At 41.1% G+C, this 17,770-nt stretch carries 12 protein-coding genes and 1 tRNA gene; all 13 read right to left on the bottom strand.

The features are described 5' to 3' along the window. Nucleotides 1-32: 32 nt before the first annotated feature. A complete protein-coding gene (locus tag AWM76_RS04615) occupies nt 33-698 on the bottom strand; it encodes a lysophospholipid acyltransferase family protein (RefSeq protein WP_039934635.1) in 666 nt (221 codons plus the stop codon). Beyond that, nucleotides 688-2,499: an ABC transporter ATP-binding protein gene (locus AWM76_RS04610; RefSeq protein ID WP_003141043.1), complete on the bottom strand. Its 1,812-nt coding sequence runs from the start codon at nt 2,497-2,499 to the stop codon at nt 688-690. Before AWM76_RS04610 ends, AWM76_RS04615 begins: the two co-directional genes overlap by 11 nt. After that, complete coding sequence (locus tag AWM76_RS04605; protein WP_003141044.1) at nt 2,486-4,255, bottom strand: ABC transporter ATP-binding protein; 1,770 nt, start codon at nt 4,253-4,255, stop codon at nt 2,486-2,488. The genes AWM76_RS04610 and AWM76_RS04605 overlap by 14 nt, the downstream gene beginning before the upstream one ends. Nucleotides 4,256-4,429: 174 nt before the next feature. Then, complete coding sequence (locus AWM76_RS04600; RefSeq protein WP_003141045.1) at nt 4,430-4,660, bottom strand: YneF family protein; 231 nt, start codon at nt 4,658-4,660, stop codon at nt 4,430-4,432. Between the two features lie 78 nt (nt 4,661-4,738). Next, a complete protein-coding gene (locus tag AWM76_RS04595; protein WP_039934639.1) occupies nt 4,739-5,692 on the bottom strand; it encodes an RluA family pseudouridine synthase in 954 nt (317 codons plus the stop codon). Nucleotides 5,693-5,703: 11 nt separating this feature from the next. Continuing rightward, entirely contained in the window at nt 5,704-6,177 is a 474-nt protein-coding gene (gene lspA / locus AWM76_RS04590) for a signal peptidase II (RefSeq protein WP_003141047.1), read from the bottom strand. A 58-nt stretch (nt 6,178-6,235) separates the two neighbouring features. Further along, complete coding sequence (locus AWM76_RS04585; protein ID WP_003141048.1) at nt 6,236-6,898, bottom strand: ribonuclease H1 domain-containing protein; 663 nt, start codon at nt 6,896-6,898, stop codon at nt 6,236-6,238. A gap of 192 nt (nt 6,899-7,090) precedes the next feature. Then, nucleotides 7,091-7,161: transfer RNA gene (locus AWM76_RS04580), tRNA-Gly, on the bottom strand. Between the two features lie 58 nt (nt 7,162-7,219). Further along, nucleotides 7,220-11,083, bottom strand: coding sequence for a helicase-exonuclease AddAB subunit AddA (gene addA / locus AWM76_RS04575; RefSeq protein ID WP_003141049.1), 3,864 nt, complete (start codon nt 11,081-11,083; stop codon nt 7,220-7,222). Beyond that, nucleotides 11,073-14,801: a PD-(D/E)XK nuclease family protein gene (locus tag AWM76_RS04570; protein WP_003141050.1), complete on the bottom strand. Its 3,729-nt coding sequence runs from the start codon at nt 14,799-14,801 to the stop codon at nt 11,073-11,075. Before AWM76_RS04570 ends, addA begins: the two co-directional genes overlap by 11 nt. Nucleotides 14,802-14,933: 132 nt before the next feature. Continuing rightward, the gene (pepT, locus tag AWM76_RS04565) at nt 14,934-16,190 is read right to left on the bottom strand and encodes a peptidase T (protein WP_003141053.1); all 1,257 of its coding nucleotides are present in this window, start codon (nt 16,188-16,190) and stop codon (nt 14,934-14,936) included. Nucleotides 16,191-16,203: 13 nt separating this feature from the next. Then, a complete protein-coding gene (locus AWM76_RS04560) occupies nt 16,204-17,019 on the bottom strand; it encodes a Nif3-like dinuclear metal center hexameric protein (RefSeq protein ID WP_003141054.1) in 816 nt (271 codons plus the stop codon). 12 nt (nt 17,020-17,031) lie between these two features. Next, a complete protein-coding gene (locus tag AWM76_RS04555) occupies nt 17,032-17,736 on the bottom strand; it encodes a tRNA (adenine(22)-N(1))-methyltransferase (protein ID WP_003141055.1) in 705 nt (234 codons plus the stop codon). Nucleotides 17,737-17,770: the final 34 nt, after the last annotated feature.

Genomic DNA, 17,770 nt, shown 5'->3' with positions numbered 1-17,770 from the left:
CCTATGTAGAACGCATCCCTTGACCGCTAAACTTATTTCTTAGCTTCTTTAGCTTCGCGTTTAGCGACTACACCGGCTAGATCGTAAGTATAATTTGGATCTAGAATACGGTCATTTTCGATGAAAGCATCTTTTATGGCTTGATTGATTGCCTTGTTGTCTTCATCGCTTAATCGTTTAACATCCGGTAATTGGATTGGTTTACCTACACGCACTTTGGCACGGTTGGTTGTTTTCCAAGTGAATAAATCACGAATACCAATTGGGCCTTGGTAGGTAACAGGCAAAATTTCTGCCTTGCCCATCTTAGCCATTGAAACGGCACCGTCTTTGATTTCATCTGAATAACGAGAGCCAGTTGGGAAAAGCCCAACATATTTCTCGCCTTCTTTGATGGTTCGAACGGCTTGTTTAATGGTTGAAGCGCTAGGATTTTCACGGTCAACTGGAATGATGTTGATGGTTGTGAAGAACCAGGCTAAAAATTTATTGGCTAATAATTCTTTCTTCGCCATAAAGGCTATTTGCTTAGGACGTAATGCCATGGCAATAAAGATTGGATCAAGGATTGAACGGTGAGGGCCAACTACTAGGTAATTGGCTTCTGGATCGAAGGCCTCATCAATATCAATCTTGGTTGGACCATTAATTAACTGGATAAACCAGGATATTAAAGTCAGTAAAATATTATAAATCATCGGTTTCCCCTTCATCTATATCTTGATGTGCATCCGAATAGGTCTGCAACTGATACATATTATAATATGTGCCACCTTGTGCAATCAAGTCGTCATGGTTTCCGTGCTCGATGATGTGGCCATTTTTAAGGACAATAATTTGGTCTGCATCTTTAATTGTTGATAAACGATGGGCGATGATAATGGTTGTCCGACCTATTCGCATATTAGCTAAACCAGATTGGATTTTCTGCTCTGTTTCGGTATCGATATTGGCTGTCGCTTCGTCTAATACCAAGATTTTAGGTTCTCGTAAGATTGACCGGGCAAATGATAACAATTGTTTTTGCCCTGTCGAGAATGCAGCCCCGCCTTCAATTACTTTGGCGTGATAGCCGTCATCTAATGATTCAATAAAGTCATCAGCTTTGACGAATTGGGCTGCAGCTTTGACCATATCATCAGAATAGTCTCCGTGCAGACGGATATTTTCAGCGATATCCCCGTAGAACATGAAAGAATCTTGTAAGACTAAGCCGATATCTTCTCTCAGTTGCTTTAGCGGGATATCTTTAATAGATTGGCCGTCAATTAAAATGTCCCCTTGATTGAATTCATAGAACCGCATCAAGACATTGATAATCGACGATTTGCCTGAACCGGTTTGACCAACAAAGGCCACTGTTTGTCCCGGTTTAATATCGATATTGATATTATGTAAGACTTGTTTTTTCTCGTCATATGAAAATGACAAGTCCTTGATTTGAATATGCCCTTCAGACACTTTACCAGCTGCTCCTGGATTAGAAACTGGCGCCATTTCCGGATTGTCTAGCAAGGCCAATACTCGCGATCCAGATACCATCCCATCTTGGAATATTGATAGGGAGTCCATCATTTGACCCATCGGTTGGAAGAAGGATTTCGCGTATGAAGTAAAGGCGTAAACGACCCCGACATTTATGGCTACCCCTTGCAAGTCTTGGAAACCAAAAATAAACAAGACAAGGACCAGGGCGATGGCTTCAAGTAAGTTGATTGCTGGCTGTAATAATAAGGCATTCATTTTGAACATGCCTACACGCGCTCTTACATAAGTTTGGTTAACATCATCGAATTCTTGCATTATACGTTTTTGTTGACCATAGTTTTGAATGATATTCATCCCAGAAATAGACTCGCTTAATTTCGCGTTCAAAGTAGATAGCGCTACTCGCATCCGGCCATAAATATAAGTCGATTGACGTTGGTAGATATAAATCAAAATAAACATTACAGGTACAAAGGCCATAAAGACAAGGGCCAAGCCAGCATCTAGGGTAAACATGGCATAAGTAATAGCCACAATATTCAGTAAACCGTCGAAGAATGACAGGAATACTTGCCAAAATTCTTTGATTGTTTCGGTATCGTTAGTCACTCGTGAAACCACTGACCCGTTCGGTGTTTGGTCAAAGTACCGCATACCTAAGTGCACTACTTTTTGGTAGACAGTATTTCGCATATTGGCTACTGTTTTTTCTGCCGTCAATTTGAAGGTAAAGTCTCTAAAATAATAAACGGCTACTTTTAATAGGGTTAAGCCAAAATAAAAGGCTGCGACCTGTATCGTCACTTGTAGGGTTGCTGAATTGGTCCCCAACACTTCATCCAAATACCGTTGGATGATAATGGGTAGATAAGCTGAAATGGCTGCAACGATTGCTGTTGCCACAAAGGACAAGGCAAAGGGTAGCCAATACGGTTTACCAAAGCCGATAATTCCTTTGAAGATCCGCACTTGGTCAGCTAGTGAAAACTTTGTTTGACTAGATTTCTCCATCAGAATCACCACCTTCGCTAATTTTTCTTTGTAATTGTTGTTGGTTATAAGTATGGGCATACCATCCGTCTTCAAGGACTAATTTACTATGTTTACCACGTTCAATAATCGTCCCTTTGTCCATGACAATGATTTCTTCTGCATGCATCACTGAAGACAGACGTTGAGCTGCAATAATCGTTGTTTTATTGGCACGTTCTTGCCGTAAATTGGTCAAGATATTTTCTTCTGTTTGCGCGTCTACCGCTGAAAGCGAGTCATCCATGATTAAGTATTCTGGGTCAACCGCTAAGGCACGAGCGATAGCAATCCGTTGTTTTTGCCCTCCTGATAAAGACACCCCACGTTCCCCGACTTCCGTTTGGTAGCCTTCAGGGAATTTCATGATGTCTTCGTGGATATCCGCTACTTTGGCATAGTGAATGACTTCTTCTTCAGATAGGTTTGGATTCCCAAAACGAATGTTTTCTAAAATCGTATTTGAAAACAGGAAATTCGTTTGCGGTACATATCCGATTGCTGAAGATAGTGTATGTAGACTGAAATCTTTGATATCTTTGCCGTCATAGGTAATTTGACCTTCGTATTGGTCATAATCACGCATCAACAACTTGAAGATTGTCGTTTTGCTAGACCCAGTACGACCAACTACACCAAGCATATTGCCCTCTTTCAGGTGAAAACGCGTATCCGATAATTTCGTCCGGCCATCATCTGGGTAGGCAAATTTCTGAACGTCAAAATGGATATCCCCTTGAATCGGCGTTGTAATAGCTTGATCAGCTTCAACGATAGCCGGCTGTTCGTTCAATAATTCAGACACCCGGTCCCACGATGCGTTACCACGCTCAAGCGTATTGACTAGTTGACCGACCGCAATTAACGGCCAAGCCATCATAGACAAGTAAGAAATGTAGGCAATCAAGTCACCGACTGTTATCCGACCGTTTTGGATAAAGTAAGTCCCAAAGAAGATGGTCAATACATAAGTTAAACTAGTGATAATCTCAATCATTGGCGTGTAAGCCGCATCTGCTTGGTAAACTTTACGGTTCATTTCGACAACCTGGTCTGTTTTTTCAACGAAGTCTTGGTAGTAGTATTCTTCTTCACCGAACGTTTTGATGACTTTCATCCCAGAAACATTTTCTTGGACTTCGTCATTTAAACTTGAAAAGGCTTCAAGCGATTTACGGAACCGCTTGTTAATGATTCGACCTAGAACACGGGCCACCACAATTAGAAATGGGAATGGCAGAATAGTCACTAGGGTTAATTGCCAGTCGATTAAGACAAACATAGAGAACAAGGTCACGACTGAAATGGAGATAGAATCCGTTAAGGTCAGAATCCCCCCACCAGCAACAAAACGCAAGGCCGCTAAGTCATTTGTGGCATGGGCCATCAAGTCACCCGTCCGATATTTATGGTAAAAGGTAGCGTCCATTTTTGTGAAATGACTAAACAAACGATTACGCATAATTGATTCTAGTAAAGTCGAATTTCCAAAAATAATTGTCCGCCAACCGTAGCGAAGTACATACATAATAATAGCCAATATTAAAATAAGGCCTGTTTGAGTGATTAATAATTGCCCAGTTAAAGAGCCTGCTGACAACTGGTCAACCATATTCCCTACAATTCTAGGGGTCATAGCTGATAGAATCGCACAGGTAACCAATGCCGTTATCCCAAAGGCATAGCTCTTCCACCGCAATTTAAAAAACCAACCCAATTTTTTAAAAATTGAAAACATTTCTTCCCTCCTAAATAAATTCTCACCTATTATCTAACAAATATTGACCAATTGCGAAAATTAATACCCGCATATAGATAAAAAATTTGATTAGACAACGAAACAGCCTCCGTATGCCTTATTAGCTACGGAGGCTATTGTTGATATTAAGCGCTTGGTGGCGCTTTAATCTCATCATTTAGATTTTTTGTTCGATTTCTTCATAGATTGTGTGATTTGACGCACACGTTTTTCTGAAGGTTTTTGACCCATTGACATCATCATTGAACGAATCATGTCATCAGAAATTGGTGGATTTTCTTCAAAATAGTTCACCATATATTTACGGGCGATAAAGAATCCCCCAACAGCACCTAAAATAGCTGCGATAATTACGATTAAAATCCAAGCTCCTGTACTTAGCATAGTCTATACACTCCTCTCATACGATTACAAGATAAAATTTTACTAAAGTATCTCCCCTTTTGCAAAGCTTTTCATTAATTATACACCCTTAAATGTCAACTGATGTAATACCTCCTGGAAATGATCAGGAATTGGCGCATCAAAGACCATGTGTTCACCTGTGACTGGATGTTCTAATTCTAAGCGGTGGGCATGTAATAATTGGCCATTATCACTGAAGAACCGCTCCTTATATTGTCTTGCATACAAGGGATCATCCACGATTGGGTGGTTGATAAAGTTAGCATGAACACGAATTTGATGGGTTCTACCTGTTTCCAATTGGAAGTTGACCAAGGTATACCCTACGTACCGGTGTTTTACCGTGAAATGCGTAACTGCGTGACGACCGGCTTCGTTGGTTTCAAATTTCAACCGGTCTTTTTCATGACGGCGGATTGGTGCATCAATGGTCCCGCCCGCTTCAAAGATTTCACCGTAGACTAAACCAGCGTAGATTCGTGTCATTTGGTGGTTGGCCACTTGTTTAGTTAGATTTTCAAGGGCTGCTTGTGATTTAGCGACCACTAGTAATCCGGTGGTGTCCTTGTCTAATCGATGGACGATACCTGGTCTAAAAGACTCGCGACCAACTGCTAGTTGCGACCCATTTTCCTGTACATGGTATAACAAACCATTCACTAAGGTATTAGTTGGGTGATTCACGGAAGGATGCACGACTAGGTTTGCCGGTTTATTTACCACCAAAATGTCGTCATCTTCAAATACGATATCTAAAGCCATCTTTTCGGCTACTGGTTTAAATTCTTCCGCTTCAGCAGGCGCCGGTTTCTCAACTCCGATTAAATCTCCATTAACCAAGGATTGTGACGCTTTAGCCACCTTGCCGTTTACTGTGACCAATTTGTCCTTGATCCATTTTTTGATTGTAGTCCGGCTTTCGTCTGTAAATTGATTAGTGACGAATTGGTCTAAACGCAAGCCGTCCTCACCCGTATAAGTATAATTAAATACTGTCTTTTCTTCTGTCAAAATGACACTCCTCACTTGTTAGCGGTTCTTTTTTCCAATTGGTCTTCAGGTGTAATAATCATGTAGACAATCATCATAATGACACCAATGGTTAACCAAACATCCGCTACATTAAATATTGGAAAATCCATAAATTCTAATCGAAACGTGTCGATCACGTATTTTAAATGCAGGCGGTCGATAAAGTTACCCAAGGCTCCTGCAATCATAAAGGAAAGGCCTATAGCCAGTAGCGGCGCGCCTTTAGCTTCCTTGTGGAGCATATAGACGAGGACTGCCACAACAGCAACAGTAATGATATAAAATAGCCACATTTGCCCTGAGAAAATTCCCCAAGCAGCGCCATCATTTTGGATATAAAAGAAGGAAAGAATGCCTGGTATGAAATCTTGCCCTTCATTGACAGCAAAATTGGCCACTGTCCAATACTTCACGATTTGGTCAATACCAACTAAAATTGCAATTAATAGATAATTCAGTAACATAAATCCTCCTGAGCCACTCGGCTGATATTATTTAAATATATTTTACCATTATTCTAGCTTATTTATTGGCTGATTTGGCTTGGCGAATCCCGTCTTTAGCTAATTGGTCAGCGTCCTCATTATATTGGTTACCTGTGTGGGCTGCGACTTTCACAAATCCGATAGCTAGATCCTTGGCTTGGTCTTGCATATAGTCCTGATATTCCTTGGTATAATCATTTTTGGCCTGCCAAGATTTTAGGGCCCACTCAGCGATCCCCATATAATCATGATAAATCACGACATTTTTAGCACCTGATTTTTTCGCAATCTTAACCGCATGCATCGCCGCGATGATTTCACCGGCTACATTCCGCATTTTAGCTAATCCTTCCGTGTTACGACCACCCTTGTAAGTTTTGATCGTATCCTGAAATAAGACTACACCCCCGTAGCCAAAATAACCAGATTTTTTATCGAAAGAACCGTCTACATAAACGGACATGGTATCAGCATCAACCTGGCCGTTTTTACCGTCTTTTGTTAACCAGCGGATTTCTTCCCCTTGACTCGTTTTAGACACCGGTTGTGCCCCATTACCCATAAAGGCTTCTGCCTCTTCTAGGCTAGTAAATGACTTATAGACTGCACCCGAAAAGCCTTTAACTTGTTTCTGACAGTCAGGCCAGGTCTTGTAGATTCCTGGTGTTTTTCCTTTTTTCACTGCATAAAATTTTGCCATAGTTAGTCAACCGCTCGCTTTCTATTCTTGTAAAATGGTGATATTTTGATATCTATCTGAATTGATTATACTGATTTTTAGACTTATTTCCTCAATTTCTCTACTGAAATTTTAGCAAAAAAAAGTGAGACCTAAGCCCCACTTCCCTTCACTGGCTTTTGAGATCCCACCAGCGTTCATTGTTTTATTATAAGCGGGTGACGAGAATCGAACTCGCGACGATAGCTTGGAAGGCTATGGTTTTACCACTAAACTACACCCGCATGCAAAACTAATACAAGAGATAGTATACCACCTTCTGTATTACTTTTGCAAGTGTTTTTAGATAAAAAAAGTTTTTGATACGTCTAAAGATATAATCATTTTCTGTGTAACCGGCCGTCCCCAAATGGTTTCAAGTGCCTGGGCATATAGAGCCATTTGACCTTGGTAACGGTCAATCAAGGTTTGTTCTTGCTGGCTTTCATTTAGATAAGCAATCCGGTCAGTTTTAAAGTCATACAGGAAGATTTCGTCCTGAAATAAAATAAAACCGTCAATTGTCCCGTGGACCAATAAGTCATCATCTGTTGCCATATCCGTAAAGATTTCTGATCCAGCAACCATCAGAGAGAATGTTTCTTCTCTATATACGTGGTCAACTTGTTTCAAAATCAATTGCCCCACTGCCGTATCGAAGAAGGCTACTAGTTTATCCACTTGAATATGGGGCCAAAGTTGTTGGCTTAAAATGCCTACTTGGCATAGGTCATCAAAGAGGGCTTTAAAGGTCGCTTCACTTGGTTTAGCCCTTAAGTTCACCTTCTGCATTAACAAATGGGCCGCTGACCCAATAGCTGTTGGTGTGACAGCTTGTTCTCTGGCCAAGAAACTCGGTTGGTCATAGTCTTCTTCTATATAACGGAAGGTCTTAGTCAATTTATTTTGATTGTTAACTGACCAAGGTTGCAAGTCCTGGTCACTTGGATCTTGAAGCATCCGTTTCAATTCTGATACTGATTGGAAGGATGTTGTCTTGGTCGCCGATTGATAAGCATAATCGAAGTCGGCATCTGGTAGCTGAATGACTTGTTTATTATCTTGATCATCGGTAGCCATTTTGTCATCTGAAAAAATGGCCGCTAAAAGTTCTGCTTGGTCAACTTGGTTGGATTCATCGACTTTCTGTACCCACTTATTGCGACCCGCAAGTGCATCTTCGCTAGAAACGACTGCAACCCGGAAATTAGTCTTGGTGTTGGCTAGATAGTCTGGAATATGGACTGAATGGTTGACCTTGTCAAAATCGTGGTGGCGCATCAGCGCTGGGCCAATCCAATCAAGTAGATTGTTGGCTTTAATCCGGCCTGAGGGCGATAGTTGCTCGTCTTTCATCAAAAGCCCTTTCCACTTGCCAATCGTGGTATCGAAGTTTTTTACCATACCCACTAATACCAATTGCTGTTCCGCTCGAGTTAAGGCCACGTATAATTTCCGCATTTCTTCAGCCAACATGTCTTTCTTTTCAAAGCGTTTAGCCATCATTTCAAACATATTTGGATAAGTGATGTGGCGTGTTCTATCAGACAATTTCACCCCGATACCGATAGCGTCATTATAAATCACCGGATTCCTTAGATCTTGAGTGTTAAAACGCTTAGAAATGTTATACACGTAAACGAGCGGAAACTCTAAACCTTTTGAATGATGAATAGTATAGACATGGACCGCAGATCGCGCTTCGTCCCCGTGTTTGGGTGCTTGCAGGTCGTTGTCTTTCTCTTGAATTTTCTCAACAAAGCGGATAAATTGGAAAATCCCCTTAAAGGCTGACGCTTCATAGTCAGACGCCAATTTATAAAACCCATGTAAGTTATTTTGCCGGATCTCCCCATTTGGCATCCCACCAACATAATCGAGGAAGCCCGTATCTGTATAAATTTGCCAGATTAAAGTCGCCAACGGTTTGTCGCGGGCGATGTCTCGCCACGCTAAGTGCCAATCATTCAAAGTCCGCAATTTTTCAGCTACTCTTTCATCTTGCCCTTCATCCATTGCCATATAAGTTTTCATGGCGTCATAGTAGGTGGCCTGTTTGTTGGCAATCCGGATTTTCGCTAGGTCTTGTTCATTTAAGCCAATAATTGGTGACCGCAAAATAGCCGCCAGTGGGATATCTTGGTAAGGATTATTGATAAATTTTAAGACATTCAACATGACACGGATTTCTGTACGCTGGAAATAGTTCGCCGAATCATCCAACATCAAAGGAATTTTATATTGAGCAAAAACATCCTCTAATTCCGAATGGTGACGTCTAGTTGCTACAAGAATTACTATGTCATTAAAGGTGATGGGTCTATTCACCTGTAGCCTTTTATCATAAATCATGTGCTGGTTGTTAACCTTGTCCAAAATGGATTGGGCAATCAATTCTGCTTGCATTTTCGTCCCATTTGAGACGTCGCCTTCTAGACCATCTAAACCTTCCTGGTCGTAATCGCTAGATTTACCGCCATCTTCCTCTTCGTAAAGGAGGATTTCAGTCTGCATTCGGTCGGTTTCTGGATAGGCGGTAAAGCCCAATTTAAGGGCTGCATCCTCATCATAAGCAATCTGCCCCACTTGTGGATCCATGACTTGGCGGAAGATAAAGTTGGTAAAATCAAGGACATCTGCTCTTGACCGGAAGTTTTCCGCTAAGACAATCCTTTGCCCTCCATTACCATCCGCGAATTGGTTGAATTTATGGATAAATAAACCTGGTTCAGCAAAGCGGAAACGGTAAATCGACTGCTTCACATCCCCCACCATGAACATATTTGGATGTTCCGGATTCCCTGATACAGCTTGTAGAATGGCTTCCTGTAAGGCGTTGACATCCTGATACTCATCCACCATGACTTCAGTGAACTTATCCCGATAGTAAGCCTTAGCCTCATTCATAGTATTGACGTTTCCACTCATACTTTCGCCGTCGCCAGCTTCTGTGTCCGCTAACTGCTTACTTAAAATTTGATAGGTGAAAAGTTCAATATCTGAGAAATCTAAGATTCTTTGGTCAAATTTATGGGCTGTCATTCGTTCAGTAAAGACCTTCTCCACATTTATAATAGCTTGCCCAAGTTTTTTAGCCTCTTGAATAAAGAGGCCTTGATATTGCTCGTCAAAAGTAAAGTAAGGCATGATATCCTTGTCGAATACGTCCTTAATTGTTTTATTGTGTCGTTTTCCTAACTGAGTTCGTAAATCAATTTGCGCGTCGTTACCATCTTCAAAGTCCTTCTTACTCATTGAAACTAAAGCTGGGAAAGATGTTGCAATAATTTGTTGGTAAGCATCCTTATAAGAGGCCCTCACATTCGTCTTCAATTGGTCTAAGTAAGCTAACTTTTCTTTCATAGAAGTGGCCATTTTTTCAAAACCAACCGCTTCAGCAACCGGCAGGTCTTCGATATACAAACGAATAGTATTTTCAAGAGATTCAATTTCATCTATTAAAGTAGGGACCACATATTCTTGATAAAAAGCAGACTCACCGTAGGGGGTATCCGCATCCGGATATTTAGCTACTAACCCATCTAACCAGTCGTTTGGATGGGTATGGACCCGAGACTTGTTGTATAGGTCAAAAATCAACCGGTCAATCTTGTCATCTTTACGGTCGGAAGCAAAGTAATTTGCCATACGTAAATATTCTGGATTGCCTTCTGCTAATAAGTCCTCTTTCAAGGACTCCCAAACATTTTCAAAATGCATCATATTTTCAGTTTCATCGGTTAACAATCGGTAAACTGGGTCTAAATCAATTAGGAAATAATAACGTTGGATGACTTGCTTACAAAAGGCATCAATGGTTGAAATATTGGCTTGTGGCAATTTGGCGATTTGTTGCAGGTAGTGCTGACGGCTGTCAGCGTCAGATTCTTCATTGATCATTTCTTGTAAGGCTACTTCCAACCGCTCTTTCATTTCACTAGCCGCTTTTTCGGTAAACGTTACAACCAATAACTCATCCACCCCATAGCCGCGTCGTACCTTCTGCAAAATGCGTTGGACAAGGACACTCGTTTTACCAGAACCAGCAGAGGCTGAAACGAGCAGGTTATCCCCTTCTAAATGTATCGCTGCCCATTGGTCGGCTGTATAACGGGCATTAGCTTCTGTTTGCAATGGAATAGTGGTTTGCTTTTGTCTATTCTTCATCGTCTGTCTGGTCCTCCTCTGCTACACTTTCATCTACATGGGCATCTGTCATTAAGGCTTTGAAAAATTCATCCTGATTCATAGACGGATTTGGTCGATATTTATTGGTATAGTCCGTTGCATCAAACATAGATACAGACCGGTAAGGCTCAGTCATGGACGGAACATAGGGATCATCATCAAGCGGATTTAAAGCAATATGGCCAGACACAATTTGTTCTGCTGTAGCCACAATCTTCTCTTCAACAAAGGCTAACAACTTATTCAACTCATCCTGGGTTAAGACCTTAGCATATTTAGCGAAATCGCCACCTTTGTTCCGGCTCACCGCATAAACGCTCGACTTCCCACCTGGTTCAAGTCCTTCGCTATGAATATCTTCTAATAGATCATAGTCAGCCCGTACATAACCCGACAGTTTCAAGTCGGCCAAAATTTGATCCGCAATATTTTTGTCAGTTAAATCTGTTTGTTTTTTAATTTTCACTTGAGGTTGGAAAATCCGTTGGTAGAAAGCACCTAGTGGCAAGGCAGTTTGACCATCTTGATTTAACTGGTCTAAAGCCACCTTCAAATAAGTGTAAAGTTGCAATTGGGACCCCACATAAATCTGGTCAAATTTCACATCATGCGCCGATGACTTATAATCCACCACTTGGATGAAGTTTTGTTTCAGGCCACTTTCAACCTGTGATACCGCATCAATCCGGTCGATTTTACCGCGCAAACGAACTTCTTGCCCGTTTGCTAAAGTGAAATGCGTGATGGTCTCTTCTTCCTCGTCCTCATTTTGGGTGTAGCCAAATCGTTGTTCCGTTTCGATAGTTTCTACATTAACCGCTTGCCGTTGCTTGATTATATTCTCAATCAGCAACTGAATGGTCTCTTTCATCGATTCCTGCAAGTAACTATTGCGGTGGTTAACCTTAAAAATCGTGTACTCAGGATAGACATCTGGATCATTTAACTTATCCGTCACTTCCCCTAAAATTCCCTTGACCTCGCCATCAGAAAGATTCGCCAAATCAAAATCTTTTTGATTTACTTCCTTGAAAAAATGGTCCAGCATTTCATGGAAATAATTCCCTGTTTGCAAGGAATCTAATTGGAAGCTAGGTCGCTCTTTTAATTTCAACCCATATTTCAAATAATAAGAGAAGGGATCTCGATTATAGAGTTCAAGCTGGGACACAGATACGGCCAAAATATCCCCGTATAGGGACCGGGACAATTCTGGTGTAAGTGGCAGTACCGTATTATGGTAGGTCAAACTAGACTGCAACCATTTAAAGAAACCAGCAACAGATTGATTGGATACTACCTGGTCATATACAGGGCGCCATATCTGGCTTAAACGTTGTTGGCCGTGGGCATCTTGGGCCATGGCTTTCAGTAAATAACGGACTTGTGTGTGACCATTACCCAGTTTTAACAAGGTTTTTTCAGCTGCATGGTCAGATGGTTGCCGTAGATATTTGGTTTGAATATCAAAAGCCTCTGCAATACGGCCGATCATTGGCGACAAGCCTTCAGTATCCGCATCGCCGTTATTCAAGGGATAGGAAATATATAAATGATCTGTGGCAGATAGGAATGCCAAATAAGCTTTATAGGCTTCATTGTTATTCTTACTATCTGCCGATTGTTTTAAGGCTTGTAAGTCATCTAATTGACTGACCACTAGTTGCCGGTCCTCGTTGGTTAAAAGAGATTTCTCTTCATAGACCACTGGCAAGGCATATTTGGACATACCTAAAAGGAAAGTGATTTTCTTTGCATCAACCTTATTTTCATCAAAAGAGCCAATTGTAACAGCGTCCATTGTTGGTGGCACCGTGGCATAGCTTGCATTTTGAAAAGCCAAATCTAAAATCTTAAAGAAGTATTCTAGGTCAAATGCTTCCTCACCAAATAAGAGGACATAGTCATCCAACATATGGATAAAGGTTTGCCAAGCCTGTTCGTGCTGTCTCGCTTCTTGTAATTGCCCAGCCTCTAAATAGCTGTCTCGCCAATTCATCAAATTGGTTGGAATCCCATTATTGGTTAGGAATTGGTAGAAATATGTAATAGCCGCTTCTGTCGTTTGATCCTTTTTCCAATTGTCAAATAATGGCGACAAGGCCCCAACAACAAAAGCTTTTACCTGGTTAGCTGTTGCTTCAATCGCAATATCACGCTTTGTCCCTATTTTTTCGCCGTCTTCCCCTACTAAAATATAGGACCAAATCCGGTCTTTAGACCACCAAAATTGTCCTTCGTAACCATTTCGTAAAACAACATTCTCTGTCAAATCGATGGCATCCCGGAATTGAATTTGCCCCTTTTTGGAAGCTGACAATTCATCCGATACCGCCCCTACTGAATCAAAAGTTGGGCCATTCCAATCGGCCAAGACATCCAAATCAACGGGGGTTAATAATTCACTACGCAGTAAATCAAAGACATCTTGATACCGCCAATTACCTTGGTAAACCCGGTATAAGCTCATCATCAGCCGGTAAAGCGGATGGAGGGCCATGTCTTCTTGGAAATTAGCGAAATAAGGAATTTCATTGGCGTCAAGAGCTGCCTGTAAGGCGTGTTGATAGGTATCCTCATCTCTAGATAGGATTTGGATATCCTTGTAGCGGTAATCGGTATTTGGATCTGACACTAATCGATAAATTTCATTGGCTACTTGGTCAGCCTCCATATGAGTAGATGGTACTTCCCAAATTTCCATGACCTGATTGACTGCCGTTTTAGCAGGATCAGTTTGCGCAACTTGGCCACTTTCAATACGGTTGTCCGTTCTTAGATAATGATCTAAAACTTTAAAACCATCTGCATAACTATTATTCGATTCAGCTACTATAGGATTAGCAAATGGAATCTCTTGCTTTCTAACGAATTGCATCAATTGATTGTAAGTTTTCCCTGTTACCGTAAATAACTCATACCAGTCCGGCGTCCTAAAGTCATAAGGTTGATCTAAATTCAGCACAATTTGCACTTGTGGACAATTTTCAAGGAAGGCAACAATCGTCTCCAACTCTTGGGCATTAAAATAATCAAAGCCCGTAATGATAATTCTTGTTTTAGATAAATCTTGGTCTGAAATTACCTGTCTCAATTGGGCAAAAACATTTTGGTCAGCCATTGTTAAGCCTGCTAAATACTTTTCATACTCTCCGTAAATTGCAGCCAATTCTTTCATTTTCTTGACTTGATTTTGAACCAAGGGCTGGTCACTAGATTCATAGCTAGATAATGAATTTAAAAAGACGTCACTAGTAATTTGACCGTTCACTAACTCTTTAAACAAGTCAGCCAAGGCTTCCACAAATCCAATCTGGTCGTATTCACCCCGGTATACCAATAAGTCATCCTTCATATCTGCTAAAACGCGACCGATAACCATGATATTCCCAATATCTGAAACATCCCCAACTGATTGACTATCTTGTTTCTGCAATAAATACCAAGCCAACCGTTTGAAGGACTGCACTTGTAATCGCATCATTCCAGCATATTTATTGTCATTTGTGTGGCCAGCATTCAATTGAACTGCCTTCATTTGACGTAAAACAGACATCTCTAAATCAAATTTCATATTGTCGTCAGTGATAATAAAGACTTGATTTTCGACATCTGCTCTTAGATAAGCATCAATGTCTTCATATACAGATTTTAGGTTATTTTGTGTCGGGGTCTTTAAAATAAACTGTAAATTCATAAGCACTCCTTTTGTAAAAGCAAATGTTTTTAATTGCTAAATATATAAAAGGAGAAGTTGACGTCTAATAGACGTCAACTTCTTTATTTGCGGTAAATATTTTTACCTTCATATATTTAAAAAAACAGTATTTTATAGATTGTCATAGTTGCCAGCGCCCTCGATGATGGCCAGAATAACTTCCGTTGCCTTAACCATCGTTTCTAGGCTGACATATTCAAAACGACCATGCATGTTTTCCCCACCTGCAAATAAGTTTGGTGTTGGTAGTCCCATGTATGTCAATTTAGACCCATCGGTTCCACCACGAACTGCAATAATATCTGGTTTGATATCTACAGCAGCAAAGGCATTTTCAGCAAGGGTCACAGGACGCATATCTTTTTCAATAATTGCACCCATGTTGTAATATTGATCATTTAAGGTCACTGTGGCAATTTCACTACCATAAAATGCATTTAATTTACCTGCAGCATCCTGGATTAATGCCTTGCGGTTTTCAAATTGTTGACGGTCATGGTCACGAATAATGTAAGTCGCTTTAGCAGCTTCTACATTCCCTTCCATACCCATTAAGTGGAAGAAACCTTCGCGTCCTTCTGTATTTTCAGGACGTTCGTTTTCTGGTAATTGGTTATGGATATCGATAGCCACTTGTAAGGCATTGATCATTAAATCCTTCGCTGAACCCGGGTGAATGTTTTTACCTGCTACTTCAACCACTGCTGAAGCCGCATTGAAAGTTTCAAATTCTAATTCACCTAGTGGCCCACCGTCCATAGTGTAGGCAAAGTCAGCCGCAAAACGTTCAACGTCAAAGCGGTCAGCGCCAACACCTATTTCTTCATCCGGACCAAAAGCCACTTTCACTTCTCCATGTTTAATAGAGGGATTGTCAATTAAGTATTTACCAGCAGTAACGATTTCAGCAATACCCGCCTTGTCATCTGCACCGAGTAGAGTTGTTCCATCGGTAGTAATCAAAGTTTGGCCGACATATTTGTTTAAAGAATCAAACTCAGCAGGATTTAATTCATAACCAGAATCACCTAAAGGAATCACACCACAATCATAGTTTTCAATGATTTGTGGACGAACATTTTCAGCGTTAAAATCTGCCGTATCTACGTGGGCAAAGAAACCGATTGTCGGGTATTCTTTGCTGTCATCTGTTGCAGGAATTGTCGCTGTAACGAATGAGTCTTTTTCATTGTAAAAAACATCTGAAAAACCTAACGTCGTTAATTCTTTGGCTAATTTCTTAGCAAATGCTACTTGGTTTGGTGATGAAGGGACTTGGTCCGCATTCGCCTCGTTTGAGCGCGTATTCTCTTTTGCATAAGTCACAAAACGGTTTAATAATTCTTGGTCTTTAATTTGGTAAGTCATTTAGTATTTCCTCCTATATAAATGTAAATGGATCCGTATTTAACTGGCTAGCAACTACATCAACCTGCCAGTTATTTTCATCGTTCCATTGCTTAAACTTGTCTGTCATTTTAGATTTTACGATTGCTTCAAAATGGTGACCTGGGTCGATCACGTTTAAGCCCGCCGCAATCATATCGTGGCCGGTATGGTAGTAAACGTCACCTGTGATAAAGGTGTCCGCACCCTTAGCCAGTGCATCCATGAAGTAAGAACCCCCGTCACCTCCTAGAATAGCCACCCGTTTAACAGGTCTATCTTTATCAGCAACGACCATTCTTAAGGCATTGACGCCCGTTTTTACTTTCACAAATTCAGCGAAATCTTCAAGAGTCATCGGTTCAGCTAAATCTCCGATGCGTCCAATGCCAATCGCTTGTCCTGTCACTTCATCTATCGTATGGGCTCGCAAAACTTCTACGTTTTCAACCTCGTATAAATCAGAAAGCCAGTCATTCATCCCAGCTGGCGCAGCATCCAAATTGGTATGGGCCGCGTATACCCCAATACCTGAGCGAATAATTTCTGCATACATCGCTTGTTGCGGATCATCTTCCGTTAGGCGTTTCACCGGTTTAAAAATGGGTGGGTGGTGGGCAAAAATAAAATCCGCGCCAATTTTCTTAGCCTCTTCAACCACTTCAGGGCGAATATCTAAAGTCACCAAAATCTTTTGAACCTCTTGGTCGAGACGGCCAAAATGTAAGCCTGTTGGGTCCCTTTCAACGGCATAGTACTCTGGTGCAAAAGTTTGGAATTGCTGGATAAAATCTCTAATTGTGAGTGACAAATCAATGCCTCCTTAAGTTAATTGTGCTTGTATCGCTGCCTTCAATTCTTGGTAACGGGCAATCTTATTTTCATCGCGGTTACTGGCTTGTTCAAGTTGGTCTAATACATAGTTGGTCCGTTTCAATTCTAATTGCCATTTTTCCTGGAAAATGGCTGCATGTTTTTCTTTGTTGAATAAGCCAAATAAAATATCGTCACTGGTCAATTCTTGTTGTAGATTGTCTCGGTAATCCGCCACAATCACTTCATAGAACTTACCATTTTCAGCAATCATCGCTTCATCAACGATCTCATAAGAATGAGTATTTAACCATTGGCGCACCTTATCTTCTGCCACATTTGGTTGCAGAATAAGACGCGGTTTAGTCGCTAATTTACCGTCAATTAACCCTTGGGCTAGAATATCCACGATCAAAGCGCCGCCCATACCGCAAATGGTAATGGTGTCAATTTGGTCTGCTGGTTCAATAACAGCTAAGCCGTCTCCAAGTCGCGCCACAACCATATGTCCTAATTCCTGACGAGCAATTTCTTGTTGAGCAGACTGGAAAGGACCCGCCACAACTTCACCAGCAATCGCACTAGTGATTTTATCTTGGCTAGCCAAATTGGTTGGTAAGTAAGCGTGGTCTGACCCAATATCTGCCAGCCGCGCGCCATCTTTCACAAAAGTTGCGACCGATGCTAGTCGGTCTGATAAGTGATTTACATTCATAATTTATCTTCTCCACTCGTTTTCAATACAGAAC

Source organism: Aerococcus viridans (assembly GCF_001543285.1).
In the GTDB taxonomy this organism is placed as follows: Bacteria; Bacillota; Bacilli; order Lactobacillales; family Aerococcaceae; genus Aerococcus; species Aerococcus viridans.
Note: the sequence above shows the minus strand (reverse complement) of the source record. Positions and strands in the feature narration are given on the sequence as shown.